At 39.6% G+C, this 22,010-nt stretch carries 17 protein-coding genes and 1 tRNA gene; 12 read left to right on the forward strand and 6 right to left on the reverse strand.

Going from position 1 to position 22,010, the window contains the following annotated elements:
• Positions 1 to 90: 90 nt before the first annotated feature.
• From purL to pth, 6 genes are all read left to right on the forward strand, one after another.
• Entirely contained in the window at positions 91 to 3,786 is a 3,696-nt protein-coding gene (gene purL, locus JMN32_RS03010) for a phosphoribosylformylglycinamidine synthase (protein ID WP_202854798.1), read from the forward strand.
• A gap of 99 nt (positions 3,787 to 3,885) precedes the next feature.
• Positions 3,886 to 4,464 carry a DUF4136 domain-containing protein gene (locus JMN32_RS03015; protein ID WP_202854799.1) on the forward strand — a complete coding sequence of 193 codons (579 nt, stop codon included), beginning with the start codon at positions 3,886 to 3,888 and terminating at the stop codon, positions 4,462 to 4,464.
• An 84-nt stretch (positions 4,465 to 4,548) separates the two neighbouring features.
• Positions 4,549 to 4,621: transfer RNA gene (locus tag JMN32_RS03020), tRNA-Gln, on the forward strand.
• A 52-nt stretch (positions 4,622 to 4,673) separates the two neighbouring features.
• Positions 4,674 to 5,612, forward strand: coding sequence for a ribose-phosphate pyrophosphokinase (locus JMN32_RS03025; protein ID WP_202854800.1), 939 nt, complete (start codon positions 4,674 to 4,676; stop codon positions 5,610 to 5,612).
• Between the two features lie 40 nt (positions 5,613 to 5,652).
• A complete protein-coding gene (locus tag JMN32_RS03030) occupies positions 5,653 to 6,267 on the forward strand; it encodes a 50S ribosomal protein L25/general stress protein Ctc (RefSeq protein WP_202854801.1) in 615 nt (204 codons plus the stop codon).
• Positions 6,268 to 6,428: 161 nt separating this feature from the next.
• Entirely contained in the window at positions 6,429 to 6,989 is a 561-nt protein-coding gene (gene pth / locus JMN32_RS03035) for an aminoacyl-tRNA hydrolase (RefSeq protein WP_202854802.1), read from the forward strand.
• Between the two features lie 56 nt (positions 6,990 to 7,045).
• Here pth and metG read toward each other — a convergent pair whose 3' ends face one another.
• Positions 7,046 to 9,097: a methionine--tRNA ligase gene (gene metG / locus JMN32_RS03040; protein WP_202854803.1), complete on the reverse strand. Its 2,052-nt coding sequence runs from the start codon at positions 9,095 to 9,097 to the stop codon at positions 7,046 to 7,048.
• A 173-nt stretch (positions 9,098 to 9,270) separates the two neighbouring features.
• Positions 9,271 to 11,382, reverse strand: coding sequence for an ATP-binding protein (locus JMN32_RS03045; RefSeq protein WP_202854804.1), 2,112 nt, complete (start codon positions 11,380 to 11,382; stop codon positions 9,271 to 9,273).
• A gap of 208 nt (positions 11,383 to 11,590) precedes the next feature.
• Between JMN32_RS03045 and JMN32_RS03050 the strand changes: the two genes are divergently transcribed.
• From JMN32_RS03050 to typA, 4 genes are all read left to right on the forward strand, one after another.
• Positions 11,591 to 11,734: a hypothetical protein gene (locus JMN32_RS03050; protein WP_202854805.1), complete on the forward strand. Its 144-nt coding sequence runs from the start codon at positions 11,591 to 11,593 to the stop codon at positions 11,732 to 11,734.
• Positions 11,735 to 11,745: 11 nt separating this feature from the next.
• Positions 11,746 to 11,910 (forward strand): hypothetical protein, encoded by a 165-nt coding sequence (locus JMN32_RS03055; RefSeq protein WP_202854806.1) that lies wholly within the window; start codon positions 11,746 to 11,748, stop codon positions 11,908 to 11,910.
• Positions 11,911 to 12,016: 106 nt separating this feature from the next.
• Positions 12,017 to 12,181 (forward strand): hypothetical protein, encoded by a 165-nt coding sequence (locus JMN32_RS03060; RefSeq protein ID WP_202854807.1) that lies wholly within the window; start codon positions 12,017 to 12,019, stop codon positions 12,179 to 12,181.
• A 557-nt stretch (positions 12,182 to 12,738) separates the two neighbouring features.
• Positions 12,739 to 14,547: a translational GTPase TypA gene (gene typA / locus JMN32_RS03065; RefSeq protein ID WP_202854808.1), complete on the forward strand. Its 1,809-nt coding sequence runs from the start codon at positions 12,739 to 12,741 to the stop codon at positions 14,545 to 14,547.
• 173 nt (positions 14,548 to 14,720) lie between these two features.
• Here typA and bioB read toward each other — a convergent pair whose 3' ends face one another.
• Together bioB and sppA are read right to left on the reverse strand one after the other, a co-directional pair.
• Positions 14,721 to 15,716 (reverse strand): biotin synthase BioB, encoded by a 996-nt coding sequence (gene bioB / locus JMN32_RS03070; RefSeq protein ID WP_202854809.1) that lies wholly within the window; start codon positions 15,714 to 15,716, stop codon positions 14,721 to 14,723.
• 160 nt (positions 15,717 to 15,876) lie between these two features.
• Entirely contained in the window at positions 15,877 to 17,628 is a 1,752-nt protein-coding gene (gene sppA / locus JMN32_RS03075; RefSeq protein WP_202854810.1) for a signal peptide peptidase SppA, read from the reverse strand.
• A gap of 82 nt (positions 17,629 to 17,710) precedes the next feature.
• On the opposite strand from sppA, the gene folK reads away from it, so the two are divergent.
• Complete coding sequence (folK, locus tag JMN32_RS03080; protein ID WP_202854811.1) at positions 17,711 to 18,199, forward strand: 2-amino-4-hydroxy-6-hydroxymethyldihydropteridine diphosphokinase; 489 nt, start codon at positions 17,711 to 17,713, stop codon at positions 18,197 to 18,199.
• A gap of 106 nt (positions 18,200 to 18,305) precedes the next feature.
• Positions 18,306 to 19,118: an SH3 domain-containing protein gene (locus JMN32_RS03085; protein ID WP_202854812.1), complete on the forward strand. Its 813-nt coding sequence runs from the start codon at positions 18,306 to 18,308 to the stop codon at positions 19,116 to 19,118.
• 78 nt (positions 19,119 to 19,196) lie between these two features.
• On the opposite strand, the gene JMN32_RS03090 is transcribed toward JMN32_RS03085, so the two are convergent.
• The gene (locus JMN32_RS03090) at positions 19,197 to 20,042 is read right to left on the reverse strand and encodes a universal stress protein (protein ID WP_202854813.1); all 846 of its coding nucleotides are present in this window, start codon (positions 20,040 to 20,042) and stop codon (positions 19,197 to 19,199) included.
• Positions 20,043 to 20,224: 182 nt separating this feature from the next.
• Positions 20,225 to 21,964 carry a tetratricopeptide repeat protein gene (locus JMN32_RS03095; RefSeq protein ID WP_202854814.1) on the reverse strand — a complete coding sequence of 580 codons (1,740 nt, stop codon included), beginning with the start codon at positions 21,962 to 21,964 and terminating at the stop codon, positions 20,225 to 20,227.
• Positions 21,965 to 22,010: the final 46 nt, after the last annotated feature.

Here is a 22,010-nt window from a genome sequence, read left to right on the forward strand (position 1 = left end):
AACCTCATACCCAAAAATTACATTGTTAATTGAATCAGGTTTACCTACTTTTGCAGTGGAAAAATTGACTACTCCCAAACCCTCAATTTAATGATCAAATTTTTTCTCGATCAAGATCAAAACGCTTACGCTGTAGGCCTATCACAAGATCTTAACAATACTGATATTCAAAAGCTTGAATGGCTATTTGGTAATGCACATCTGATTAAGGATGCTACACTTTCAGGCTCCTTCATTGGCCCTAGAAAAGAGATGATAACTCCATGGAGCACCAATGCTGTGGAAATTACTCAAAACATGGGGATCAGTGGTATTGTGCGCATAGAACAATTTCAAAAAGTTCTATCTATGGACGAAAAGCATGACCCTATGTTGGAGGTTATATACCCTGGGTTGGATCAGCATCTTTTCACTATAGACCGACAGCCTGAAGCCGTGCAGGAGATTGAAAATATTGCTGCTTATAACGAAGCAGAAGGGCTCGCCCTTAGCGATGAAGAGGTAGAATACTTGAACGGAGTAAGCAAAAAGCTAGGAAGAAAATTAACAGATAGCGAAGTATTTGGATTTTCTCAGGTAAACTCAGAGCACTGTCGACATAAAATTTTTAATGGCACTTTTGTTATAGATGGTAAGGAAATGCCAACTTCTTTATTTAAACTGATAAAGAAAACTTCAGAGGAACATCCTAATTTTCTAGTATCAGCCTACAAAGATAACGTAGCCTTTATTCAAGGTCCTGTAGCTGAACAATTTGCACCAAAAACTCAGGATAAACCTGATTATTTCATAACTAAAGATATAGAGACTGTAATTAGTCTTAAAGCTGAAACCCACAACTTCCCTACTACTGTTGAGCCTTTTAATGGTGCTGCCACCGGATCTGGTGGTGAGATCAGAGACCGTCTGGCGGGAGGAAAAGGTAGCTTGCCATTGGCAGGAACTGCAGTTTACATGACATCATACTCACGACTTGAGGATGACAGAACATGGGAAGGAAAAACACAACCCCGCAAGTGGTTATATCAGACGCCAATGGACATCCTCATTAAAGCTTCTGACGGTGCCAGTGACTTTGGAAACAAATTCGGCCAACCTTTAATCAGCGGTAGTGTACTTACCTTTGAACATGAGGAAAATGACAAAAAGTTTGGCTTTGATAAGGTAATTATGCTTGCCGGAGGCATTGGTTATGGCAAGAAAAAAGATAGTCTCAAAGATAAGCCTAACACCGGTGATAATATTGTTATACTCGGTGGTGATAACTACCGAATCGGAATGGGAGGTAGCGCAGTTTCTTCAGTAGCAACAGGTGAATTTGGCAATGCTATAGAGCTTAATGCCATTCAGAGGTCAAACCCTGAAATGCAAAAGAGAGTAATGAACGCCATCAGAGCCATGGTGGAGAGTGATGAAAACCTGATTGTATCTATACATGATCATGGTGCTGGCGGTCACCTCAACTGCCTTTCTGAACTTGTTGAAGAAACAGGAGGCACAATAGATATCAATAAATTACCGGTTGGCGATCCCACTCTCTCTGACAAGGAGATAGCCGGAAACGAGTCTCAAGAAAGAATGGGACTTGTAATGAGGGAAAAAGACATAGAGACCCTGCAAAAAGTGGCAGACCGGGAGCGATCACCCATGTATGTAGTGGGAGATGTTACCAGTGATGGTCACTTTAAATTTGAAAACAAGAAGACAGGCAAAAATCCAATAGACTGGGATCTTTCTCACATGTTTGGTTCATCACCAAAAACCATCATTGAAGACGCAACCGAAAATAGTGTTTTTGATGAAGTAAGCTATAAAACAGAACAGCTACAGGTGTATCTGGAAGATGTATTGCAACTTGAAGCTGTAGCATGCAAGGATTGGTTAACTAACAAAGTAGACCGCTCGGTAACTGGCAAGGTAGCTAAACAGCAAACCTGTGGTTCTATACAATTGCCTTTGAATGACGTAGCCGTAATGATGCTTGACTACAAGAGCAAAAAGGGGATTGCCACTTCGATAGGGCATGCGCCGGTATCGGCACTAACGGACCCTGAAGCAGGCTCAAAACTATCGATCGCTGAAGCGCTGACCAACATGGTATGGGCACCACTTACCCATGGACTATCAGGGGTATCTCTAAGTGCTAACTGGATGTGGCCTGCCAAAAACAAAGGAGAGAATGCGCGCTTATACAAAGCAGTTAATGCGGTAAGCGAGTTTGCCATAGATTTAGGCATCAATATACCGACAGGGAAGGACTCCTTGTCAATGACTCAAAAATACCCTAATGGGGAGGTTGTTTACTCTCCGGGAACGGTAATAATAAGTGCCGCGGGCGAGGTTTCTGATGTAACAAAAACGGTTAGCCCTGATCTCAAAAATATTGATTCATCATTATTATACATTGATCTATCGCAAGATGATTTCAAGCTTGCAGGCAGTTCTTTTGCACAAGTAGTTAACAAAGTAGGCACTACCGCACCTACAATTAAGGATGCTGATTATTTCAAAAAGGGTTTTACTGCGATTCAGCAACTGATCAATGAAAACAAAGTGTTAGCCGGACATGATATTTCAGCAGGTGGCATAATCACTACCCTATTAGAAATGTGCTTCCCAACTCAGAACCTGGGCTTGAACATTGACCTCTCAGGCGTTGATGAAAGCGACACGATCAAAGTACTGTTTAGTGAAAACCCTGGAATACTGCTACAGGTGGAAGATGCTGAGGAAGTAATTTCTGATTTATACAAGCACGGAGTTAAAGCTATTAAAATAGGTAATATTGTACACCGGAGAACATTTACCCTTAAGCATCAACAAAACAATTACACCTTCGACATTGATAAGCTACGCGACATATGGTTTAAAACGTCATACTTACTGGATAGGCGCCAAAGCGGAGAGTCATTTGCTACAAGGCGTTTTGAAAATTACAAAACCCAGTCTCTTGGTTATAGCTTCCCAACAAACTTTACAGGTAAGCTTTCTCAATACAACCTGGATTTAAACAGAAAGGCCTCATCGGGATTAAAAGCTGCGATTATAAGAGAAAAGGGAGTAAATGGAGACCGTGAAATGGCATGGGTGATGCACCTAGCAGGGTTTGATGTTAAGGATGTTCATATGACAGACCTTATATCAGGCCGTGAAAACCTTTCCGACATTAATTTTATCGTATTCGTTGGAGGCTTCTCTAACTCTGACGTACTAGGCTCTGCTAAGGGCTGGGCTGGAGCTTTTTTATATAACGAAAAGGCAAAAAATTCACTGGATGCTTTCTACAAAAGAGAAGACACCCTCAGCCTTGGTGTATGTAATGGCTGCCAACTCATGATGGAACTCTCACTTCTATACCCAGATATGGAAAACCATCCAAAAATGCACCACAACGCTTCAGGTAAGTTTGAATCCTCTTTCGTCAATCTGGATATACCAAAAAATAATTCCGTCATGCTAAACTCACTAGAAGACACCAAACTAGGTGTGTGGCTTGCGCATGGAGAGGGCCAGTTTGTGCTTCCTGAAAGTGAAGCATCTTATAACATAGTCAGTAAATACACTTATGATGAATACCCAGGCAACCCTAATGGCTCAACGTTTTCAACTGCAGCACTTAGTTCTGCCGATGGTCGTCATTTAGCAATAATGCCTCACCTGGAAAGATCACTATACCCTTGGAACTGGGCCAATTACCCTGCTGAAAGAAAAGAAGATGAAGTGAGTCCATGGGTTGAAGCGTTTGTAAACGCAAAAAAATGGATAGAAAAAAAGGTCGCTTTATAATAGAAGCGACCTTTCATTAAAAATATTTTAGTTTGCTATTAAAACAAAACCATTTGAATTATATTTATATATATACATACGGTATAAATTCAATGGTCTATGAAAGCACAATCCCTCCTCCTCTCCGCCTCAGTGCTATTGGTTTTAATTTCAGGCTGCTTTTCTTATCGAGAGTTACCGGTTGAATACGACTATAGCTATAAAGGCCGATTTGACAAATACAATAGCTACGATTTTCTAATACAAGGTGAAAATGTAGAATTAATGAGTTCCAGTGGTACTGCCATTTACAATGCTATAGAGTCTCACATGAAATTTCTGGGATATAAGAAAAAATCCAACCGCCCGGACTTACTTCTTTCCTTCCGCGTTTTTGTGGACAGCTTAAACTTCAGGGGCTACAATCAACCCAAGATTGAAGACTGGATGGCAAAAAAAGATCGGGACATGGAATATCAACGTATGAAGATAGGAATGAAGGAGGGCACTCTACTTATCCAAATCTTTGACCGCAAACAGAAGTCATCTATCTGGCAAGGATACGCCACAGATTATTATGGAAAAGTTGACTTTACCGACATCAGAGATGTCAATAATGCCGTAAAATCGATACTCAACAAATACCAGTTTTTTGCTGACGGATTCCTTGAGGAGCAGCAAAAAATTCTTTCTCAATAATTTTTGAAAAATAGTTGAAACTATTTTTTCATTTTACAAAATTAATTCTACCTTTGCCATCCCAAAAATAAGGGAATTAAATAATGCCCGATGGTGTAACTGGCAACACGTCTGATTTTGGTTCAGAAGAGTCTAGGTTCGAGCCCTAGTCGGGCAACAATGGGCGGACGAAAGTCCGCCTTAATTGTTTAAAAGCAAAACACGCAAAAATGGCTTCCGTAAAGATTTTCTCCGGCAAATCCACTAAATACCTTGCTACAAAAATTGCTCATGCTTACGGTAAACCTCTCGGTGAGGTCACCCTGCAAGAATTTAGCGACGGAGAAATGTCACCTTTCTTTACCGAGTCGGTAAGAGGTTGTGATGTTTTCATCATCCAATCTACTTTCCCCCCTGCCGATAACTTCATGGAATTACTTCTGATGATTGACGCAGCAAAAAGGGCCAGTGCAAAATACGTAACCGTAGTAGTCCCTTACTTCGGCTATGCGAGACAAGACAGAAAAGACAAGCCAAGAGTTGCAATAGCAGCTAAACTAATGGCTAACCTACTATCTGCAGCAGGAGCAGATCGTATTATGACTTGTGACCTCCATGCTGACCAAATTCAAGGCTTTTTTGACATCCCTGTGGATCACCTTGACGGTACCTCAATATTCATTCCATACATACGCTCATTAAACTTAGACAATGTAATGTTTGCATCCCCTGACGTTGGTGGTGTAAAGAGAACAAGGAGCTTTGCTAAGTTCTTTAATGCAGAGATGGTGGTATGTGATAAGTACAGAGAAAAAGCCAATGAGGTAGCTACAATGAGACTTATTGGTGATGTAGAAGGCAAAGATGTCATTATGGTAGACGACCTTATCGACACTGGAGGCACCATGTGCAAAGCAGCAGCCCTATTGAAAGATAAAGGAGCAACTTCTGTAAGGGCCGTAGTAACACACCCTGTACTTTCTGGTAAGGCTTACGAAAACATTGCCACTTCAGTTTTGGAAGAACTTGTTGTTACTGACAGTTTACCTTTAAAAGCAGATAAGGATACGTCTAAAATCAAGGTACTAACCGTTTCTGATCTTTTCGCCAAAGCCATTCGAAAGATTCATGATCACGAGTCTATTAGCTCGCTTTTCATCGAGTCATAATTCAATACTGAACATATTTTCAAACTAAATATATAATACAATGAAAACAGTTGAGATTATAGGGTATAAAAGAGCAAATCTCGGCAAATCAGTCGCTAAAAAATTACGCGCAGAAGGTAACATTCCTTGCGTACTTTATGGTGGTGATGAGCAGGTACATTTTTATGCACCAATGATTCTATTCCGTGAGTTAGTTTACACTGACGAAGCTCACTTCGTAAACCTTAACATTGAGGGTGTAGAGTATCAGGCTATTATGCAAGACATTCAATTCCACCCAGTAAGTGAGGTGATTTTACATGTTGACTTCCTTCAGTTATTCAAAGGAAAGCACATTAAAATGGATATCCCTGTACACTTTGAAGGAACTTCTCCAGGTGTCGCTAAAGGGGGTACTTTGATTAAGAAAAGAAGATACCTGAAGGTGAAATCTTTACCTAAAGATATGCCTGAGTTCATCAATGTTAACCTATCAAAATTAGATTTCGGTAAAGCTATTAAGGTAGGCGAGATTGAAGAAAACAACTTCGAGATTCTTGATACAAAAATTGCTTCTGTAGCTGTAGTTGAGATTCCTAGAGCACTTAGAGGTAAGACTCAGGCAGCTGAGGAAGAGGAAGAAGGCGCTGAGGTTGCTGAAGGCGCTGAAGGCTAAAAAGCAAGTATACAATCATTCAAAAGGCTGTCTTACAAGTCGGTTTGAGCGAAAAAGGGCAAGAAACCAGTTCCCCTCTCATTCTCTCAAATGTTTACACGACTTTTAGACAGCCTTTTTGTTTTTTCTCGTGATTCAAAACCTCCAACACTAAAGACCAAATGAAATACCTGATAGCTGGGCTGGGCAATATAGGTCCGGAATACGAAACAACAAGACACAACATCGGCTTTTTAACACTTGACCGACTGGCTGAACAAGAAGGGGTAACTTTCAGCACAGAAAGACTGGCCATGAAATCTGAGTTTAAGTATAAAGCCAGGCAGATCCATCTGATCAAACCCACCACGTACATGAATCTAAGTGGTAAAGCCGTCAATTTTTGGCTTCAGGAATTAAAGATTCCTAAAGAAAACCTTTTGGTGATTGTTGACGATATCGCATTGCCATTCGGTAATCTACGATTAAGAGCGAAAGGTTCCTCAGCAGGCCACAATGGACTAAAAAACATAGAACAGGTTACTGGGGGTGCAAATTATGCCAGACTTAAATTTGGTATAGGAGATAACTTTCACAAGGGGCAACAAGTAGATTATGTACTAAGCCCTTTTACCAAAGAAGAGTTTAAGCTACTACCGGAAAAAATGGATAAGGCAAATGATATGATTCTATCTTTTTGCACTATCGGTATCAACAGAACGATGAATCAGTTCAATGACTAGTATAATAAACCCACTGCCCTCAGCAAAGCACAGAGGACAGTGAACCTATAAGTTAATTAACTTATCCCTGAGCCAGGTTTAACCACTTCGGATGGCTGCACAAACCTTAGCGTTCCATCTACATTTTCAGCCATCAGTATCATTCCCTGAGACTCCTCTCCCATGATCTTTCTTGGGGCAAGGTTTACAAGGATAGACACCTGCTGACCTATAATATCTTCAGGAGCATAGTGCTCTGCAATACCACTTAATACCGTTCTTTTATCAATTCCAGTATCAACCTTCAGCTTCAATAGTTTCTTCGATTTACGAACCTTCTCCGCCTCCAGAATAGTACCCACACGAATGTCCATTTTAACAAAATCATCAAAGGTAATTTCATCCTTTGCCGGGGCTGCTTTTACATTTTCAAGTTCATTTGCAACCTTAGTATTTTCAAGTTTCTGCACTTGTTTTTGTATTACATCATCCTCAATTTTCTCAAACAGCAACTCAGCCTTATTAATCTTATGACCTGATGTCAGCAAATCAATACTTCCTGTTTTATCCCAATACACCTTATCCATATTCAACATATCAACTAACTTCTGCGAGGTATAAGGTAGAAAAGGCTCTCCAAGTACCGCAAGATTAGCAGCTATCTGAAGTCCTATATTCATGATGGTCTTTACTCTTTCCGGATTCTCTTTAATTAACTTCCAAGGCTCGGTATCTGCCAGGTATTTGTTTCCTGTTCTTGCCAAATCTATAAACTCACTTAGAGCTTCTCTAAAACGAAATGCTTCCATTGACTTGGCTATCCTTTCAGGAGCTTCCTTGATCTTCTTGATCGTATCATGATCAATATCATATAATTCCCCACGCTCAGGCACCACCCCGTCATAGTACTTGTTGGTTAGTACTACTGACCTATTGATAAAGTTCCCAAATATAGCTACCAGCTCACTGTTGTTCCTGGTCTGAAAATCCTTCCAGGTAAAATCATTATCTTTTGTTTCTGGAGCATTGGCACAAAGCACATATCGTAACACATCTTCTTTACCTGGTAGCTCTTCCAAGTATTCATGCAACCATACCGCCCAGTTCTTGGAGGTACTTATTTTATTTCCTTCCAGATTTAAGAACTCATTGGCCGGCACATTATCTGGCAACACATAGCTCCCATCAGCGTGCAATATACTTGGAAAAATGATGCAATGGAATACAATATTATCCTTACCTATAAAGTGAAGCAGCCTGGTATTTTCATCTTTCCAGTATGGCTCCCAATCCCGATTATTTTCAAGTGCCCACTCTTTGGTCGCTGAAATATAACCAATAGGGGCATCGAACCACACATAAAGTACTTTACCTTCAGCACCTTTAACTGGCACCTTTACACCCCAATCCAGATCTCTTGTCATAGCCCTTGGCATTAAACCTCCATCCAGCCACGATTTACACTGTCCATAAACGTTACTTTTCCACTCTTTGTGTCCTTCAAGTATCCACTGGCGCAACCAGTTCTCGTAATCGTTCATTGGAAAATACCAATGTGTAGTTTCTTTGAGTACTGGTTTATCACCACTCAAAGCAGATCTTGGATTGATCAACTCTGAAGGACTAAGTGACGAACCACACTTTTCGCACTGATCTCCATACGCCTGATCATAACTACAATTTGGACAGGTACCAATGATATATCTATCTGCTAAAAATTGCTTACTCTGTTCATCATAATATTGCTCAGAGGTTTTCTCTTCAAAAACTCCTTTTTCAAAAAGCTCCCTGAACATTTCAGAAGAAGTTTCATGATGTATTTTGTTTGAAGTTCTTGAATAGATATCAAAGGATATTCCCAGCTTTTCAAATGAATCTTTGATCAAGGTATGGTACTTATCAACGATTTCCTGCGGAGTCACTCCCTCCTTTCTGGCTCTAAGGGTAATAGCAACGCCATGTTCATCAGAACCACAAACGAATAACACATCCCTTTTCCGACTGCGTAGGTATCTGGCATATATATCAGCAGGAACATATACTCCTGCAAGATGACCAATATGAACGGGGCCATTGGCATAAGGAAGTGCCGCCGTTATGGTATGTCTATCAAATTTTTTCTCAGGCATTATTAATCATTGGTTAATGCCGCAAAGATATAAGATATTAAAAGGAATTGTTAATTATCCAGTGCATAACCGGAAATTAACCGTCATGATTTTGAACTCCAAACTAAAATCATCGAATCTATCCTGATGACTTGAATTCAAATGCTAGAGCAAACACTGCCTCATATCAAGTGTCAATGAAAAGGAAGTGTTACTTCAAATTGGGTAAAGCCGTCCTCTGCCTTACTCAGTGCTATCTCACCTCTCAGCTTTTCTACAGCCAGCTTAACCAAATAGAGCCCGAGTCCAGCAGTATCTGACATGTCAGAGGCCTTTGAGAATATTTCAAATATTTTGTAAGATACATTCTCATCAATGCCTATACCATTATCGATTACCTGAATATGCAATAGATCATTGCTAAACACTTTGATACTGATAAAGGATTCTACACGACCTGATGTATTATAAAACTTAAAAGCATTGCTAATAAGATTCGTAAGAATAATCCTTAGAAGATCATGATCACCTCTGAATTGTAAGCCACTTTGGATTTCCTTCTCAACTGATATAACTTTCAAGGTTTCGGGATTCTGTTGTTCTCCAATAATATCCGCAATCATGCCATCAAAGTCAATCTGCTCTTCTGAGATCAGAGAGTTGTTTATTTGATTGATTACCAAAAGCTTAGAAAGTATTTCATTCAACCTTTCGGCTGTTTTACTCAATTTATTAAAATAGTCAATGGACTTTTTATCTTCAATATCGATCAGAGCCACATTACACACCCCCTGTAAAGTAGCCAATGGTCCTCGGATATCATGGGAAGTTTTATAAATAAAATTATCAAGCTCAGTATTGGATTTGAGCAACGCATCATTTGAGGCATTAAGCTCCTGGGTTCGCTCCTTTACACGCTCCTCCAGTACCGTATTCATATTGGTGAGTTCCAGGTTTTGCTTTTCAATAGTTTCATTTGCCTCATAAAGCTTTCTATTAACCTTCTTTCTATGTTGATTGTTCCTATAAAGGATAACGAGAATAACAACAGCGAGGAAGATGATTATCATAGAAAGTATCAATAGTGTTGTTCGTCTGGATATCTCCGATTTTTGTAGGCTAATCGTTTCCAGGTTTTCCTTTTCCTGATAATTAATCTGTATATTGGCAAGGTTTTGAATAACCTCTTCATTCAATATCAACCCACTCAGTGAGTCATATTTTGTCTGATATTCATACGCCTTCTCAAACTCCTTCAACAGGGCGTATATTTCTCCGTAAAGCCTATAATTCTTATTAATCCAAACTCTTGAGTCTATTTCTTCTGCCAGAGCCTGGCATTCATTCAACATTTCCAATGCCTCTTTAACATGCCCCTTTTCTTTTTTTATTCTCGCCAGATAGTGTGTATTATTTACTACATGGCTTTGGAGTCCTCCATTAGAGGCAATCTTCATTGATTTCAATAAGTATACTTCAGCCTCCTGGGGATTATCAAGAGAATAATAAGCTAATCCGGCACCATTTAACGCATCCACCCTTATCCTGTCCTCACAACCATTTCGCTCACAAAGCTTGAGTACCCTTGTAAAATTATTTACCGCCTCATCATAGTTATTCAGAGCAGAAAAACATAATCCAAGGTTAATGAGTGTTCCCTCAATCTTACTCTCATCTTTAAGTGATTTCTTTATTTCAAGTGATTTCTTAAAGTATTCGATAGCCTTGTTGTAATCTTTGATCTGGTAATAAACAAGACCAATATTATTGCAGGAAATAGCTATTTCGATCTGATTATTCTCTTCCTCTCTTAGTGCCAGGGACTGAAAATGGTACTGCAGCGCCTCATCATACTTTCCGTAATAGTAATGAGTCAACCCCAGGTTATTCAAAACAAACTTTTCACGATCCTTAAAATGATTTCTCTGCGCTATATCAAGAGCGTTTTTAAAATGATCTATTGCCAACTGGTAGAAGCCTTTTTCCTGATAAACATAGCCGATGGCTATCTCCGTGCGAACGATCATCAGGCTATCTCCGGTTTGCAATGACAATTCCTGAGATTTTTCTGCATAATTCAGCGCACTATCCAGATCAAGCAAGCGGTAAGCAATAAATAACTCCATCAAGGCTCCACTCTTTACTTCAAAATCATCACTCTCCGCCTCGTCTTTTAATATATCAATAGACGATTGTGAGAAGCCTGATAAATGAATAGCATTTAAAAGGAGCACAAACAACAAAGCCATCCATCGCCTAAATGGAATAAAACTTACTTTAACAACCCATGTAATATTATGCTGCATTTTAAATAGATTCCTACAGTATTCTACCCCACATTTGTGAGGAAGTGAAAAAACAACACCAAATATGATTTTTACTGAACAATATCAACATGTAAGGAATTGAGGTGTTTTATAACAAATACTCATAGATTGAGTTGTTTTTAAAAGTTAACATTAAAAAAAGCCAAAAAATATAAAACAAGCATTACAAACTATAAACAATATAACCATGAAAGCCAAACTATTTACAATTCTAGCCATTATTTTTTCAGCTACGTTTTTTTCTTCATGCACAGAGGAAGAGATAACACCTGAGGCTACCAAAAACAGTAACTCTTCTATCGGACACGGCGAAAATGACACCAACTTCTAACCCCTGCAATTATGAAAACTAAGACACTTATTATAGCCATTACAGTAGCTGTAATCGCCTCATTCTCATTCATCACCATCAATAAGGAGTCATTTTCAAAAAAGAAAAATACCCCTATAACTCAGCACTCCGAACCCACAAGTGGCTTTGCTCTTGAGGATGAGAATCAGTTTTAAAACATATACAAATTCACTAATACAATATTGAAATGAGCCTCAGTCATAAATCATTGATACGCCATGCAGCCAGGCTGGTTTCATATAGGACTAAAATAATAATATTATGAAAGCTAAAATTGCAATCGTCGCATTCACAGTAGCTGTGGTCGCTTCTTTTTCATTCATCACAATTAACAAGAATACAGTATCTAAAAAAGCTCAAACAGAAACTGTACAACATAATCAGCCCAAGAGTGGCTTTGTTCTTGAGGACGAAAACCAGTTCTGAGATCAGGTTTATACAGTCCGTTTTTACTGTCGACTAAACAATGAGTCTGATGGCGCACTGTTATGCACCATGATTGAGTGGACTTGAGTGGACATAAATTTCATCTGCGTGTATATCACGACAGTTAAATTACAGTATAGTCACATATTACGCATTATAACCTTAAAAAAGGACTCCAAGACAGTAACTTTAGCCAGCCGTAAGTAAATAAATATGCGATTATCCTAGATGGAATAGCTCACAAAGCGGCAATAAAATTGATGTTATTTTGAAACTATTACTCAATAAAAATTTCAGTCACATAAGGTTGGTTACTTATTATGAAAAATGACTACGTGTTTCTGACTTTAAGATTCAAATATTACATGTTTAGAATATAAATTTTAAATGAACTTTTTACAATTCATTGATTTTCAACAAGTAGTATTTTGGTTCATTTCACACCTACTTCTAATTAACGGATATAACTTATCCCCTCTTCTTTTAATTAAATTTAATTTTGGATTAACTATTCTTTGCATTTAGTTTAGTAATTTTGCGGCTTAATTTTTAAGCTAATGCAAAACATTCGTAATGTCGCTATTATAGCGCACGTTGACCATGGTAAAACAACTTTGGTTGACAAAATTATTCACGCCTCAAAAATCATCAGAGAGAATCAAGAATCTGATGACCTCATACTTGACAATGAAGACCTTGAAAAGGAAAGAGGGATCACCATTGTATCGAAGAACGTTTCTGTCAGATATAAAGACGTAAAAATAAATATTATAGACACCCCTGGTCACGCAGACTTTGGGGGTGAAGTAGAAAGGGTATTGAAGATGGCTGATGGAGTGCTTTTACTTGTTGATGCCTTTGAGGGTCCTATGCCACAAACACGTTTCGTGCTTGGCAAGGCTATTGACCTTGGCCTAAAGCCGATCGTTGTAGTAAACAAAGTAGACAAAGAAAACTGTCGTCCCGATGAAGTTCATGAGCAGGTATTTGATCTGATGTTTAACCTGGACGCAACAGAAGACCAACTTGACTTCCCTACTCTTTACGGGTCATCAAAACAAGGTTGGATGAGTACAGACTGGAAAAACCCAACTGATAATATTTTCCCGCTTCTAGACGCTATCATTGAACATATACCATCAGCACCTCAAAACGAAGGCACATTACAAATGCGTGTTACTTCTCTTGATTTTTCGGCCTATGTAGGTCGTATCGCCATTGGTAGAGTTGCTCAGGGAACAGTTAAAGAAGGTGATACTGTAGGACTAACCAAAAAAGATGGTTCTGTAAAAAGATGTAAAGTAAAAGAGGTACATATTTTTGAAGGACTGGGCAAAAAACGTGTACCGGAAGCTTCATCCGGAGAAATTTGTGCTCTGGTAGGTATCGAAGACTTTGAACTGGGAGATACCGTTACAGACATCAACGATCCACAACCTTTGCCTCGAATAGCTATTGATGAGCCTACTATGAGTATGCTTTTCACAATCAACAATAGTCCGTTCTTTGGTAAAGAGGGAAAATTCGTAACCTCAAGACACTTAAGAGACAGACTTTATAAAGAAACTGAGAAAAACCTTGCTCTAAGAATAGAAGACACCTCTTCAGAAGATAAGTTCAATGTATTCGGTAGAGGTATACTCCACTTGTCGGTGTTAATAGAAACAATGAGAAGAGAAGGGTATGAACTACAGGTTGGTCAACCTCAGGTAATTATCAAAGAAATTGACGGTGTAAAACATGAACCAATAGAGCATCTGGTAGTAGATGTACCTCAAGATACTTCAGGCAAGGTAATAGAACTGGTAAGTGCTAAAAAAGGCGAACTAAAAATCATGGAACCTAAGGGAGATCTTCAGCACCTGGAGTTTGACATCCCTGCACGGGGACTTATCGGACTTAGAAACAACGTACTTACTGCAACTGCCGGAGAAGCTATAATGACCCATAGATTTAAAGAGTACGCTCCTTATAAAGGAGACATTCCCGGAAGAATCAACGGATCGTTGATATCCATGGAAAACGGCCCCGGCACTCCTTATTCTATTGACAAGCTACAAGACAGAGGTATTTTCTTTGTTGAGCCAGGCGAAGATCTATATACAGGTCAGGTTATTGGTGAACACTCCAGGGATAATGACCTTGTAGTAAACGTTCAGAAAGGTAAAAAGTTGACTAACATGAGAGCTTCTGGCTCTGATAACAATGCCAAAATAGCTCCTCCAAGAAAATTCTCATTAGAAGAAGCAATGGAGTACATTCAAAAGGATGAATACCTGGAAGTAACTCCAAAGTCAATAAGAATGAGAAAGATCTACCTCGATGAAAATGAGCGCAAGAGAATGACTAACAAAGAACAACAATAATTACTATCAACTCATAAGCAAAGGTCTGTATCGAAAGGTGCAGACCTTTTTCTTTATACAGGCTTATGTATAAGAACTTCAGGCCGCACTAACCAATCCTTTAGTACACTTAAAACAACAACGCCCATGAGAAAACCTATGGGCGTATTAATTGATTTGCAAATGTTATTGATTTATAAAGGTATTTGTTCAAACTTCACAGAAGCCTCTCCTTTAAATGCTTTTCTTGGCTTTAGGTTTAACATCTGAAACATCTCCTCATCCTGTACTACATCAGGGTTAGGAGTAGTCAGCAGCTTATCACCTGCAAATATGGAGTTGGCTCCAGCCATAAAGCACAGCGCCTGCTCTTCCAAGTTCATTCTCACTCTACCTGCTGACAGCCTTACCATAGCCTTAGGCATTATGATCCTTGCTGTAGCAATCATTCTAACCATTTCCCAAACTGATACACGTGGCTGCTCTGCCATAGGAGTACCTTCAACAGGAACCAAAGCGTTAACAGGAACTGACTCCGGGTGCTCAGGCAATGTAGCCAATGTATGAAGCATACCTACCCTGTCACCATCACTTTCACCCATACCAATAATACCTCCGGAGCATACAGATATTTTCGCATTTCTAACATTATTCAGCGTATCAAGGCGATCGTCATAAGTACGTGTAGAGATTATTTCATCGTAGTGTTCTTCACTGGTATCCAGGTTGTGATTGTAAGCATAAAGTCCTGCATCCTTCAGCTTCTGAGCCTGCTCTTCCGTTAGCATTCCTAAGGTGCAACAAACTTCGAGTCCCATGCCGTTCACTCCTTTAACCATGTCGAGCACTCTGTCAAAATCCCGGTTATCTCTAACTTCCCTCCAGGCGGCTCCCATACAGAAACGTGTACTACCTGCATCTTTTGCTTCTTTCGCTTTTGCCAAAACCTCATCAGTAGCCAAAAGTTTGTGTGCCTTTACATCTGTCTGGTAGCGAGCTGCCTGCGGACAGTAGGAACAGTCTTCGGGGCAACCACCGGTTTTAACTGAAAGCAAAGTACATACCTGAACTTCAGAAGAGTTATGATATTCTCTATGCACGGTAGCTGCTTTATACATGAGATCCAAAACCGGAGAATTAAATATTTCAGTAATCTCCTCTCTGGTCCAGTTGTTTCTTATTTCCGTCATTATATAATGTTTTTTCTATATCAATCTATTATTCCCTTCAGGAAAATACGGATCAAAGTAAACACATATTCATCAAAGGTCATTGCTTTTGCTCAAAGAAATTGACCTTCCATGAGTTTGGTTATGACGCCCAACCCTATTTCAACTATAATCCCTCATATTAATTTAACTGAAATTCGTACGGCATTCGGGTTTGTAATCCATTCAGTTCCTTTATCTTTTTAGCAGACTCAAGATATGGATAAAATTCCCCCAATTCTTCTTTAACCATTTTTGCAGTTCCTTCTCCTTCTAGTTCTTTCACAAACTTTTCAAAGATACTCTGCTGCTTAGGATAATACCTTACTTTATAGTCATCATAGACCTTAGCTTTTTGTGCTGCTATTTCAATAGCGACTTCAAGATCACCTAAGATATCTACCAAACCATTAGCTTTAGCCTGACTTCCTGTCCATACCCTTCCCGATGCTATCTTCTTAAGTTCACCAACATTCATACCTCTGCCTTCAGCTGCTTTTGTTACAAATGTTTCATACCCATCTTCCACATCATTCTGAATAATTTGTTTTTCCTGATCGGTCAGCGGCCTGGTCATGTTATAAATTGTGGAAAGGTTGCCTGTTTTTACTTCATCATTGGTAATGCCCAACTTGTTGTTCAGGAATCCTTGCAGGTTAAAGATTATGCCAAATATCCCTATGGATCCGGTAATGGTATTAGGCTGAGCCACTATGGTATCGCACGCCATCGCCATATAATATCCTCCTGAAGCCGCGACGTCTGACATAGAGGCTATTACCGGCTTCTCCTCTGTTGCCAATTTAATCTCTCTCCACATCACATCTGACGCCACAAAACTTCCTCCTGGCGAGTTAATTCTAATCACTATTGCCTTTACATCATCATCTTTCCGCGCCTTTCGTATCTCTTCCGAAAACTTTTCAGACCCTATCTTATTAACATCTCCCTTTCCTGGTACAATGTCCCCTGAAGCAACAATTACAGCCACTTCATTATCAGAACTTGTATAAGTGCTAAAGCTTTCTTTGTATTTTCCATAGGATATAAACTTCAGATCCTCATCTTCTGCTACCCCCATTTCTTCTTTCAACTCGGAAACAACCTGATCAAAATACACCAAACCATCAGCCAGATGATATTCTACAGCCTGTTTTGGTCTCCTTACGAGCATGTTATTAGATATCTCTATTAACTTTTTCGGAGCAATGCCCCTAGACTCCGATATTTTGGAAATCATATTTCCGTTAATAGAGTTAAGCATAGAGGTGAGCTGAAACCTGTTTTCTTCACTCATATCCTTTCTCATGAAGGGTTCAACGGCACTCTTAAAATCGCCAACCCTGAATATTTGCGGTTCTATATCTAGTTTATCAAACATCCCCTTAAAAAAAGTAAGGTTAGAACTGAGCCCATTGAACTCCAAACTCCCCTCAGGGTGCATGTAAACTTTATCTGCAACTGAAGCCAGGTAATAGCCTGCTTCGGTGTAAAGCTCACTAAAGGCAACAACAAATTTACCGGAGCTTTTAAAATCGCTAAGTGCATCTCGAATCTCCTCCGTAGCGGCCATACCTGCCATTACATAAGGAGCCTCCAGGTAAATCCCTTTGATCTTGTCATTATTCTTTGCATGCCTGATGGCTTCTTTCAATTGAACCAGCCCAATGGTGGCAGGTGCTGTAGGGAACATCTCCAGTTCGGCCAAAGGGTTATTGAACTCAACCTCTGATATAGGCCTGTTGAGTTTTATATGGAGTATTGATTTTTCCGACACCGTAACTGGCTCCTTCTGTGTCAATGCACCCAATATTCCTATAAACATAAGCACAGCCAACACTGAAAATATTACCAATGCCAGAAATGAAGCCAACAGATTTCGAAGAAAATTCATTTTTTTGTATTTTTTATAAAAGTCAAAATTAACAACTAACCATGCATTAATAAAACAGAGCTTTCTATTTTTGAACATAATTATGATAGAAGGAATATTTTTACTCTTAGGATCAAATTTAGGTGATAAAAAAAAGCTATTAAATGTGGCTTGCATGGAGATAGACAAACAGATAGGTCAGATTACCAGAAAGTCTGCTTTGTATGAAACTGCCGCCTGGGGCAAAACTGATCAACCCACATTTATAAATCAGGTAGTCGAAGTATCATCAGACCTGCCAGCCAAAGAAATATTGGTTCGAATCAACCAGATAGAGTCATTGCTAGGCAGGGTAAGGATGGAGAAATGGGGAGCTAGAATGATCGATATAGATATTCTATATTATGGTCAAGATATTGTAGACACAGAGTCCCTGACTATTCCTCACCCCGGCATACCCAACAGACAGTTTACACTGGTTCCTTTAGTAGAAATTGCACCCGATTTCATGCATCCCGTTATACAAAAAAGCAACAAGGAGCTGCTTGCCACCTGCCCTGATACGCTCGAAGTAAACCTTATCAAAAGATAATACAACAATCAGTTAAGCCATTCTCAGATATGGAATAAAATCAAATATTTTTTCCTATAATCTTCTATATTCCTCATATTGCGAGCATAAACAAAACCGGATAATTATGATAACAAAGAACTTACTTAGCATTTTAGGCTTATCCGCTTTACTGCTGGCCTGTGGCTCCAAAAACAGTGAACAAGAAACAACTCCTGACAATGTGGAAGCTGACTCATCAGCTGTTGAAGCAACCCCTGTCTCAAACGAAGTTGAAGCCGTAAGTGTTTGGGATAAAGTTTCTGTAAGGGCCACTCCTTCTGATGATGGTAAATGGTTAACCTCGGTGAGTCTTGGTGAGAGTCTCATTTACTTGGGAGAAGAGGCTAAGGACAGTAATGACAAAATTTATTATAAAATAAGACTTAACGATGGAAAAGAAGGGTGGGTACGTCATGAATTTGTAATTCCAGAAGCTAAGCCAGCTGTTTTTATAAACGAATCCGATCTTTATAAGCGTCCTGACCTACTCACCAAGTCCGATAAAAAGTTTAGTAAAATGGACATTATAGCCGTTAAACAGACTCAGGATGACTGGGTAGAAGTAACGGGAAAAAGAACTGAAGGAAAGTGGATTGAAAGTGGGTGGATTAGAAAAAGCAACCTTTCTTACGAGTCCGTAGATATAGCGATGGCCAAGTTTGCCAAGCCAGCCATGGAAGTTGAAGATTCAAAGAGCAGAGCAGAAAAACTGGAAGAAATTTTGAATAATGTAGACCTAAGTAGTTCTGCTTTTGTAGTTGATGTAAAACAAGCTCTTGATGAAATTAAGCTGAACACTACTGCACCACAAAATATTGAAGATACAGAAACAGCAGAAGGCGATTCCACAGAGGTTCAAAACGAGGAAATACCCGAAGAAGATAGCCACGAGAACTAGAAAGTTTTCAATAGAACAAAAGAGATATAAAAAAACCGGAAATAATCCGGTTTTTTTATGTCTTAAAATTTCCTGCTCTTATTTTCCGACCACATAAGTCAACACAGGACGCTTGGCATGATTAACTACATCTTCAGCTATACTACCTGTGAGCAGGTGAGCCAAACCGGTTCTTCCGTGGGTAGCCATCGCAATCATATCTGCTCCTATACTTTCTGAGAAGTAAATAATACCTTCTTCCTCAGATCCTTCGTTAAATATGTGAATTTTATAATTATCCAGTTCGCACTTCTTGGCAAATTCCTCCAATTCAGGTCGTGCATATCGATCTGACTGGAAATTATTAGGGGTATTGATACGAACTAAATGCAAAGTCGAGTTATAAAGTTTTTGGAACATCTTAACTGTGTTCACACATTGATCTTCTTCTTCTTCGAGAGCCGTAGCATATACTATTTCTTTAAAATCAAAACTAGCAGCCTTCTTATGAATGGTCAACACTGGGCATTTGGCATGTCTAACCACTTTTTCGGCATTCGATCCTATCAAAAATTCCTCCAACCCCGTACTTCCTTTAGTGCCCATTACCACCAAATCAACGGATTGTTCACTGATAATATCTTTAATATTATGATAAGGGCTACCTATTCTCAATTCCTGTTGAATGATTGCATCAGAAAAATTAGAACTTGCCAGATCTGCAAGGCTCTGCTTACCTTTCTCTATTAATTTCATCATAAACAACCGGTCCTCCATATTTGGAAGATCAATCTCTCCAGTGTAATGCACTGATGTCACATTGGCATCTTCAACCACATGCAATAAAATTATCGATGCTTCAGATTTTTTTGCTATATGATAAGCGACTTCCAAAGCATAACCAGCCTGCTCAGAAAAGTCAGTAGGAACAAGGATTTTTTTCATGGTAAAAATAAGTCTTATTAAATTTATCTAAAGTTACATATTAATCTATTAAATATAAATACACAATTGGTCATACGAATAAATGACCTTTGTCACCATAAAAAAGTTAAAGAAAATTAAAAAACAACCGTCTGACCTGATTTACAGGCCAGACGGCAACAACATAAACTATAATCTAAAAACTATCTGCTAAACCCGCAGAAGGTCAGCGCCATGGACATCAAATCATTAGGTAAGTCTGGCTTAATCTTGATTGCAATATCTTTGCGAGTCTCCGGGTTTACTCTGGAGTATTTCAACTCCATATCCGCATACTTCCAGGCTGTAATAAACTGCTCTTTTACTATTACCGCTTCATCTACCTTTCCCTGGTGCAACAAGCTCTCTTTAAGGCCATTGAGTGCAAATCCATTTTTCTTGTAGATCTTCAAGTCGTCACGGTAAGTGTTTTCTGCCTTAGCATACTCACCCATTTGCATATACAAGTCTCCCAACACATGTCTTACTGAAAAGAACCAATCAGGTGGCTCCTGATAATTTAGCTTATCTTCAATATCAATAGCCCGGTGTAGCCTTACTTCGGCCTCTTCAAACTCCCCATTAGCCCTGAGGATTTCGGCATCAAGTACATTCTGAGCAATAAGCACCAGCTGATCTACTGTATTTATATCCCAAATACTTATCTTTTTCAGTTCGGGCTTTGTCCCTATTTCAGTCAACAAACCAAGTTCTTCCATGGCCTGTTCCTTCCTATCTAACCCGGCATAAGCCATCCCTCTGGCATAGTGCCATATAGCCTTTGGGTAATCAAACTCTGGTTTTGGCATCTGCAATATTTTCTCCCACTGAGCAAACTTCACCAGCACATTGTATTGTATGGTAGTAAAATGTTGAAGGCCTGCCCACTCCTTCTGCGCCATGGTCTCTTTATCCACTTTTTCCGCCAGCCGGAATGCAGCTTCTATAGCTTTAGCCCCACTGCCTTCCAAAGCCGCACATGCTGCGAGGAAATGGATATTGTGCGGATACAATGCCAAGGGATACAGCCCCTGCGCTGCACAGGCAGACAGGTACAAACTATCAACCTCTATTGCTTTTTCATTAGCCACCGTACCCAAATGATAATCACCGGTTCGGATATAAGTATGTGACGGCATATGTACCAGATGTCCCGCCCCTGGAGCCATCTCTCCTAATTTCTGAGCTTTCGCCAACGCTCGTTCTGGAGTAGATGAGGCCTCCGTTGCATGAATATACAAGTGTATCGCCATAGGGTTGCCAGGATCACTATCCATGGCATGTTCTATCACCTCTATTATTTCCGGAGTCCAAGGCTTTGGTTCCCCTTCAATTTGAGTATAAAGATTCCAAGGATGTAAGTCCATCAAAGACTCTGCATAAATAGCTGCAATATCAGAGTCTTCGGGAAAAGCCCTATAGGCTTTCTGCATGGCGTTAGCATACGCCTTATCTAACTCTTCTCTTCTTTCAAACTCGGGAGCATACCGCTCTGCCATAGCTGCAATCAAGTGTCTTTCCTTCTCAGTAACCCGATCGGAAAGCTTAAGTGCCATCTGAGCCGCATCGTATGCCTCTTTATTAAGAGACTCTTCCATACCGACATTGTAATTAGGCCCCAACACATAAGCTACCCCCCAATAACACATGGCGCACTTATCATCCTGCCGGATGGCCTCCCTGAATGACCTGATGGCTTCAGCATGATTAAAACCATAAGCTAAGATGAGCCCTTGATTAAAGAATTTTCGGGAAGAAACCGACTCCGTACTAATTTCCATATTATGGTCCCCCATCCCACTAAGCACTGGTGCCTGAAAATTCACTTTATACTGACAACTATTTAGTAACCAGACACAAACAACTGTTGTCGCTCCAAGAATTAAAATCACAAACTGTTTCATAAATGTTGATTTAAGGTGGTGTGATAAAATCTATTACCAGGCCCCT

The sequence above is a fragment of the Fulvivirga marina genome, assembly GCF_016775155.1.
Lineage (GTDB): Bacteria > Bacteroidota > Bacteroidia > Cytophagales > Cyclobacteriaceae > Fulvivirga > Fulvivirga marina.